The organism is uncultured Cetobacterium sp. (assembly GCF_947038635.1).
In the GTDB taxonomy this organism is placed as follows: Bacteria; Fusobacteriota; Fusobacteriia; order Fusobacteriales; family Fusobacteriaceae; genus Cetobacterium_A.
The window spans coordinates 1-8065 of sequence record NZ_CAMQXC010000105.1 but is presented as its reverse complement, the minus strand read 5'-3'; the positions used below and the strand labels follow the sequence as shown (position 1 = coordinate 8065).

The 8065-nt window shown below is 26.4% G+C and carries 8 protein-coding genes; 4 read left to right on the top strand and 4 right to left on the bottom strand.

The features are described from left to right. On the bottom strand, positions 1-237 hold a 237-nt coding region (locus Q0V08_RS09310), incomplete at its 3' end, for a rhodanese-like domain-containing protein (protein WP_297434175.1). 234 nt (positions 238-471) lie between these two features. After that, positions 472-837: a YbaN family protein gene (locus tag Q0V08_RS09305; RefSeq protein ID WP_297434172.1), complete on the bottom strand. Its 366-nt coding sequence runs from the start codon at positions 835-837 to the stop codon at positions 472-474. Between the two features lie 148 nt (positions 838-985). Here Q0V08_RS09305 and Q0V08_RS09300 point away from each other — a divergent pair, with 148 nt between their 5' ends. Further along, the gene (locus tag Q0V08_RS09300) at positions 986-3133 is read left to right on the top strand and encodes a TonB-dependent receptor (protein WP_297434171.1); all 2148 of its coding nucleotides are present in this window, start codon (positions 986-988) and stop codon (positions 3131-3133) included. Positions 3134-3190: 57 nt separating this feature from the next. Here the strand turns inward: Q0V08_RS09300 and Q0V08_RS09295 are convergent, their stop codons facing one another. Further along, positions 3191-4051 (bottom strand): LysR family transcriptional regulator, encoded by an 861-nt coding sequence (locus Q0V08_RS09295; RefSeq protein ID WP_297434169.1) that lies wholly within the window; start codon positions 4049-4051, stop codon positions 3191-3193. A gap of 138 nt (positions 4052-4189) precedes the next feature. On the opposite strand from Q0V08_RS09295, the gene Q0V08_RS09290 reads away from it, so the two are divergent. The 3 genes from Q0V08_RS09290 to Q0V08_RS09280 are packed head-to-tail and all read left to right on the top strand — an operon-like array spanning position 4190 to position 7288. Continuing rightward, positions 4190-5701 (top strand): ABC transporter substrate-binding protein, encoded by a 1512-nt coding sequence (locus tag Q0V08_RS09290; RefSeq protein ID WP_297434167.1) that lies wholly within the window; start codon positions 4190-4192, stop codon positions 5699-5701. Between the two features lie 22 nt (positions 5702-5723). Beyond that, complete coding sequence (locus Q0V08_RS09285; protein ID WP_297434165.1) at positions 5724-6575, top strand: DUF4438 domain-containing protein; 852 nt, start codon at positions 5724-5726, stop codon at positions 6573-6575. A gap of 23 nt (positions 6576-6598) precedes the next feature. Then, positions 6599-7288 (top strand): amino acid racemase, encoded by a 690-nt coding sequence (locus Q0V08_RS09280; protein ID WP_297434164.1) that lies wholly within the window; start codon positions 6599-6601, stop codon positions 7286-7288. Positions 7289-7313: 25 nt separating this feature from the next. On the opposite strand, the gene Q0V08_RS09275 is transcribed toward Q0V08_RS09280, so the two are convergent. After that, entirely contained in the window at positions 7314-8030 is a 717-nt protein-coding gene (locus Q0V08_RS09275) for an energy-coupling factor transporter transmembrane component T (protein ID WP_297434162.1), read from the bottom strand. Positions 8031-8065 lie beyond the last annotated feature (35 nt).

Genomic DNA, 8065 nt, shown 5'->3' with positions numbered 1-8065 from the left:
ATTATTAGAGCTTAAATATTTTGTCTTTAGCCAATTAGCTGATAAATCAGTAGCTCCTTTTATATGTCCATTTATTTTTAGATTAGATAAATTCCATCCATTATATTCGTTACTATCTCTTGTATCAATTATAATCCATTCAGGATTATTAAGATTTTTTAATAATTCATTAGTTTTGATATCCTTTCCTAATAAAATTGTTGATAAAATTATTAGTAAAAATAATATTTTTTTCATTCCGTACTTCTCCCTAACTTATATTTTAAGACAACACTTTGCCAAATAAATTTTTAACTTTTAACCTAAAAGTTCCATCCTCAATTAACTCACTTCAAAGTAATCACCTCACAATATAAATACATTATATTATATACTAATTTATCGATTAAATCTATTGATAAAACATAAAATGGCAGATAAAATCTACCATTTCATAAATTTATATAGCTTTAAAATTAACTCTTCTATAATTTAATTTTCTTTTAATGTTTTTAATTTTAAAATATGAGTAAAAACTACTAAATATACTATTAAAAGAAATACACGTCCATATATATTTTGCATTGAAAGAAATCCTTTTCCCATTCCTAAAGTCATTACACTTATTGCAATTATTTTATTTTTATATGTTATCCCTTTTTTCTCTGTATAATCTTTTATATATTTTCCAAATATTTTATTTTCTAATAACAATCTATGAAATTTTTCAGAACTTTTTTCAAATAAAAATGCAGATAAAAGTACAAAGGGAGTTGTTGGTAAAAGAGGTAAAAATACTCCGATAGCTCCTAAAACCAAAGATAAACATCCTAATATTAAATATAATTTTTTCCTCATAAGTATCCTCCATATATAATTTATACTATTTTAGCACATTTTATTTTGATTATCAAATATTTTATTTTTTAAATATATTTTATTGCAAATTTAAATCAGTTGTGCTAATATTACTTTGACGTACAAATATTTTTATTTAGGAGGGGTTATGAATAAATATTTTGTTTTATTGGGAATTTTAATTTCTACTTTAAATTACTCTATGGAAATAGAAGAGAACGGAGTATTTTTAGAAAAAAGTGTTATATCTTCCATTGGATATGAAGAGTCTATACAAAATACACCAAAAAATATTCAAGTAATAACAAAAGAAGAAATTTCTGAAAAGAATTTTAAAAATGTTGCTGAAGCTTTAAATAGTTCGCCTTTAATTACTATTACAAGAGATTCTGTGGGAGAATCAATTCAAATGAGAGGTAGCGGTATTAACTCAAAAGCAACCGTTCAAGTCTTAGTTGATGGAACATCTATTAATCCTGTCGATATAAATCATGGAACACTACCTTTAAATTCTATATCTTTAACATCAATTGAAAGAATTGAAATTTTACCTGGTGGTAATGGTGTACTTCATGGCGATGGTTTTACCGGTGGTCTTGTCAATATTATTACAAAATCTTCTGTGGATAAAACTGGTGGGTATATTGGCTATAGATATGGTAGTGAACAGGAAAATATCTTTGATATTGGAACTTCTCTTAAAATAAATGCTTCTATGTCTTTCATCTTAAATTATTCAAAAGAAAATAGTCATACTAATAGAGATGATGAAAAACTTAATTCAGAACATGTTGATTTTACAACTTTATTTAATTTAAGTAAAACAGACAAATTAAAACTACAATACTCTTACTATAATAAAAAAAATAAAACAGCCGACCTTTTAACTAAAAAACAATTAAATGATAACTCTTCTCAATCTGGAGTAGATTTTGATGGCTCATATTTAAAGAATAATTCAAATAATAGCTATCCTCTTTTAGATGCAACTGGAGATATCTTAGATAAATCTGATTTAAGAAGAGATGAATTTTCTTTCAACTACAATAAAAAATTTAGTGATGACTTTGAATTCAATTTAAATGGAAGTTATCAAAAAAATACTAATGATGTTACAACAAAGGAATCTACATATGCAAATTTTGGATCTATAACAAATCCATTTGATTATAGAAATTATTATGCTGACAATATTGGTACTTTTACTGATGAAAAATTAAAAATAAATCCGTCTTTAAAATATAATTATATGAAGAATAGCTACTTAATTTTAGGATATGATTATAAAGAACAAAAAAGTAAAAGAGATTTTGATAATTTTATGGATATGTATAAAACTTATAATTTATCTAGCAAAAAAGAGAGTAATGGAGTTTATATTTTTAATAAAACATCTATTGATAAATTTGAATTTTTGCAAGGCTATAGAAGAGAGTGGACAAAATATAATACTACAAAAAATAGTCATTACTACCATAAGGTTAAGCCAATTTTTCTTAATGGTGGCTATGTAGATACCGGTTTAAAAACTGACTACATAAAAAAATCAACATATAACGATAGTTATGAGTTTGCGATAAATTATTTATATTCTGATACTGGTAATATCTATACTCGTTTCGAAGAAAGTTTTAGAACTCCTGCTCCAACAGAGTTTCAAGATAAAGATGGGACTGATTATATATTAAATGATTTAAAGCCTGAAACAAATCAAACTTTAGAAATTGGAATTAAGGACTATCTTCTTGGAAGTTTTATTTCTTTAAATGGATTCATTGGAAAAACTAAAAATGAAATCTATTATAACGAAATTTCTCATGGTAAAGAATGGTATTATGGTAATTTTGGTAAAACTGAGCGAAAAGGTGTTGAATTAAATTTAGAACAAACTTTTGGAAAGTTTGTTTTCTTTGAAAATTTAGCTTACATAGATGCTAAAATTAAAAAAGATTCTAAAAATTCAAATTCAGAGGGAAATCAAGTTCCATATACTCCTAAAATAAATGCTAACTTAGGAACACTTATCAATTTTACCGATAATTTTAGCTCTATATTATCTTTTAATTACAAGGATAAATACTATTTAGATAAAGCTAATAAGTATGAGGCTCAAAGTTTTATAACTCTTGATTTAAGCCTTAATTATGTCTTTAATAACGGACTAAAAATATATGGAGGTATTAATAATATCTTAGATAGAGACAACTATGATCAAGAAGGTATTTCCAATAATGAGATTCTTTATGATCCAGCTAATGGAAGAACTTTCTATTCAGGATTTACTTATGCATTTTAATAACTATTTTAAAAGGTTACTTAGTCTATGGTAACCTTTTATATTTAATTCAAAATATTACTTTAAAAATTTTAAAAAATGTTTTGCCACTGAAGACAGTTTTTTGTTTCTTAACCAAGCAACAACAACTTGTGTTTCTAACTCTTCATCTTTTATTTTTATAACTTTAGAGTTTTCTCTAAATATTAGATTTTTTGAACTTTCTGGTACTATTGCAATCCCCATTCCCTGTTGTGCCAAATTCATCAAAGTTCTACTATCCTCACCAATTAGTAATATATTTGGAATAAATCCCTTTCGATAACAAGCATTTACAATTATTTTTTTAAATCTTTTATCTATTATAAGTGGTAACCCTTCTAAAAAAGAGATGTCAATTTCATTAACTTCTTGAAAATATTTATTTTTATCTACAAGTGCTATCATTGGTTCTTTAGACAGATATATACAATCAAATTCTTCAGAATTAAAAGGTGTGCGTATAAATCCAATCTCTATAGTTCCATGATTTAATAAATCTAAAATTTTATATGTACTCCCTTCTTTTAGTTCAAATTTTACTTCAGGATTATTTTTAGAAAACCCTGGTATTACTTTTGGAACTAATGCAGCTGTTGAAGAAGCAACAAATCCAATTTTTAAAACTCCCTCTAACTCTTCTTGATTTTGTTTTATTTCTTTTACTGTTTCATTCATTAACTCTAGTATTTGAATCGCTCTATTTTTTAAAAATTCCCCAACTTCTGTTATCTCTAAATTCCTTGTTGTTCTATCAAAAAGTTTACTTCCAATCTCTTCTTCTAAAATTTTTAGTTGATGGCTCAAGGGTGGTTGTGAAATATGAAGTTTTTTTGCAGCTTTTGTGATGCTATTTTCCTCTGTAATTGCTAAAAAATACTTTAATTGTTTTATATCCATAGAAAAAAGTTCTCCTTTTTAGTATTTATATTTTTTTACGATAAATAAGTTAGGAAATTAGTATTTATTTATCTCTTATTCTTTATGTTATACTAACAAACATTATAACAATTTTTAAATAAATAGGGGAGGTATTTTATGAAAAAATCTTTATTTGGGATATTTACATCATTTTTGCTCTTAATCAGTTGTGGAGAAAAAAATAATACAACTCTTAACGAGAATCGAAAAATTTTAAATGTTGCACAATCTGCTGATGCTAAAAGCTTAGATCCTCATGCTACTAACGATAGTCCCTCTGCAGGAGTAATGATTCAAATATATGATGCTCTTGTTAGTGTTGATGAAAACTTAAATATTGTTCCTAATCTTGCTGAAAGTTGGAAAGAGATTTCACCAACAAAATATCAATTTAACTTAAAAAAAGGTGTGTTATTTCATAATGGAGAGGAGCTGAAAGCTTCAGATGTTGTATTTACGTTTAACAGAATGTTAAGCTCGCCTAGAGTTAGTCATATAGTTGGTCCTATGAAAACAATTAAAGCAATATCTGATTATATTGTAGAGATAGAGTTATCTAATCCATTTGCTCCTATGCTTTATCATTTAGCTCATCCTGCAAGTTTGATTTTAAATGAAAAAGCTGTTATTCAAAATCGTGATTCATACGGACAAAATCCAATTGGAACAGGTCCTTTTCAGCTTTCTAATTGGATTCCAGGAGATAAAATTATTTTAAGTAAAAATAATAATTATTTTAAAAATCCTGCTAAAGTTGATGAAATTAATATAAAAGTTGTAAATGAAGCAACTAATAGGGTTATTGGATTAGAAACTGGTGAACTAGATATGTCTATCAATATTGCTCCTATAGATATTAATCAAGTCAAATCAAATAAAGATTTAATTCTTTTGGAAGATACTGGATTTGGAATGAATTACTTAGGTTTTAATACTTTAAAGGCTCCTTTTAATAATAAAAATATTAGAAAAGCCATAGCCTATGCAATCAATTCTGAAGATATTATAGAAGCTGTTGTTTTAAACTCTGGAACTAAAGCAAATTCACCTGTTCCAAAAGGAGTTTTTGGATATGACAAATCAATTGAGCCAATAAAATGGAATCCTAACCTTAGTAAAGAGATTATAAAAAGTGAAAATTTAGAAAATAAGATTAAAACAAAAATATGGACAAATGATGATGCAACAAGACTTCAAATTGCGCAAATAGTCCAATCTCAGCTTAAAGATGTTGGTATAGAATCATCTATTGAGTCTTTAGAATGGGGAGCTTTTCTAGAAGGTACAGCTAGAGAGGAGCACGAAATTATAATATTAGGTTGGGGAAATGTTACGGGTGATGCTGATTATAGCTTATATCCTGTCTTTAATACTGCAACAGATCCTAGTGCTGGTCGAAGAACTATCTATTCAAATACAATAGTTGATCAGCTTTTAAATAGTGCTCGAGAAACAACTGATCGAGAAGTTAGATTAAATGCTTATTCTAAAGTTCAAGAAATTATCAAAGAAGATGTTCCACTAATTCCTCTTTACTATCCTAAATATAATGTTGGAATTAATAAGAAAGTTAAAAATTTTAAAATTAGTCCTATGGGACATCATAGTTTTTATGAAATTGAATTATAAATTTTGATAAAAGGAGTTATTGATGAAAACAAATAAAAAAGAAGTTGTACAAATATCATTACAAGGAGAGATTAGACACCCAATCTTTGCAGGGTATAAAATTTCCTCTAAAGGAGTTCCAGAGATTTTACCTGGAACATGTGGAATTACTTATAACTTTAAAGTTGGTGATTCATGCATGAATATCTCTGGAGATCATGTTGAACCCTGTGTTTCTATACATCATTCTAAAGAAAAAGAATCTAACGCATTAATGAATCTTTCTTGTATTGGAAATGAAGCTAAAGTAATTACCGGTGATGCTAAAGGTAAAAAAGGATGGGTTACGGGTAAGCACGGTGGAATAGACAATGTTATTATTGATTTTCCTGAAGATGTTCTAGAAAATTTGTCTATTGGAGATAAAATACAAATTAAAGGATTCGGTCAAGGATTTAAACTATTAACTCATCCTAAAATCTCTGTAATGAATCTAGACCCTAATTTATTTGAAAAATTAAACATAAAAATAGAGAATAATAAACTTATTGTACCTATTGTAACTAAAATCCCAGCATACTTAATGGGTTCAGGAATAGGTAGCGCTTCTGCATCTCATGGTGATTATGATATTATGACTGCTGATTCTGAAGAAAATAAAAAATTTGGAATAGATAAGTTAAGATTTGGTGATTTAGTTCTTCTAGAAGATTGTGATAACACATATGGAATAGGATATTTAAAAGGTTCTGTTACCATTGGTGTAGTTGTTCACTCTAACTGCATAAAATCTGGTCATGGCCCTGGTGTCACGGTTATTATGTCATCTAAAGAATCTTTAATCATTGGAGAAATCAATGAAAATGCTAATATAAGTAACTATTATAATAGTTAATCTTTTATTCAGGAGGAATTTCTATGAAAAAAATTGGAATTATAGGGGGAATGGGGCCATTAGCTACGGCAGATCTTTTTACAAAAATTATTAAAGCTAGCGATGCTAAATGTGATAATGAACATATTCCAATAATTATTGATAATAATACTAAAATTCCTGATAGAACAGTTGCTATTTTAGGAATCGGAGAAAGTCCGTTAGAGGAGATTATTATTTCGGCTAAAACTTTAGAAAAATCAGGAGCAGATTTTCTTATAATGCCATGTAATACTGCTCACTATTTTTACAACGATTTAACTAAAGCAATCAATATTCCAATTTTAAATATGATTGAAGAAACAGCTAAATTTATTCTAAAAAAAAATCCTGATATTAAAAAAATAGCTTTATTTTCAACAACAGGAACTCTAAAAGGAAATGTCTATCAAAACATTTTTAATAAATATGATATTGAAATTGTTTTTCCAGAGGAAAGTGAAAATTTAGAACTTATGAACTTAATTTATAATGTTATTAAAAATGGTGAACTTAATTATAATCCTAAAAAAATAATAAATATAATTAAAAATTTTAAGAAAAAAAATATTGATAATATAATTTTAGGTTGTACTGAACTTCCAATTGCCATAAATCTATTTAAAATTAAGGGGAATTTTTATGATCCTAATGAAATTTTAGCTTTGTCAGCTATAGAAAAAGCTAAGGATTGACTCTAAAAGAGTCGCCTTAGCTTTTTTAAAAAATTAAACAAAATATAACAAATAAAACAGAAATCATAAAGCTAAAAAAAAGATAAAAATAATCATTTTTTTTTAATTTATAATTCTTTAATCTTGTTCTTTTTATACCATTTCCATAACCTCTGACTTCCATAGATATTGCTAAGTTTACTGCATTTTGTATCCCGCAGATAACTACTGGAAAAAATAATGTTGTAATATTACTTATTCTTTCTTTTATACTCATTAGTTTATAATCAATTCCTCTTGCTTTTTGAGCTATAATTATTCTTTTACTTTCCTCTTCTAGCATAGGAATAAATTTAAATGCTAAAGCTGTTATAACTCCTATCGATTCAACTGGAATCTTAAATATTTTTAAAGGTAATAATATTTTTTCAATTACAAATCCTATTTCTCTAATCTCCATTTTAGAGACCATAGAAGTAACTAGAAATATAATTACTAAAAGTCTAAAAGTAGAAAGAAATATATAGCCCAAATTTTTATCCATTAAAAGTAAATTCACAAATATCATAGAAAAAAGAAGTCCCATTGAGTATTTAAAAATTCTTTTTAACTTATTTAAATCAGTTGAAAATAACTTCATCTGATAGAATATAACAGGTAAAATAAGAATTATTTGATAATACTTATTTGCAAAACTAATTGCTATAATATAAATTATTGTTGTACTAAAAACTACTCTAGGATCAAAGTTATCTTCTGACATCTATCTCAATCCTTTCTAACAGCTCATCTATATTC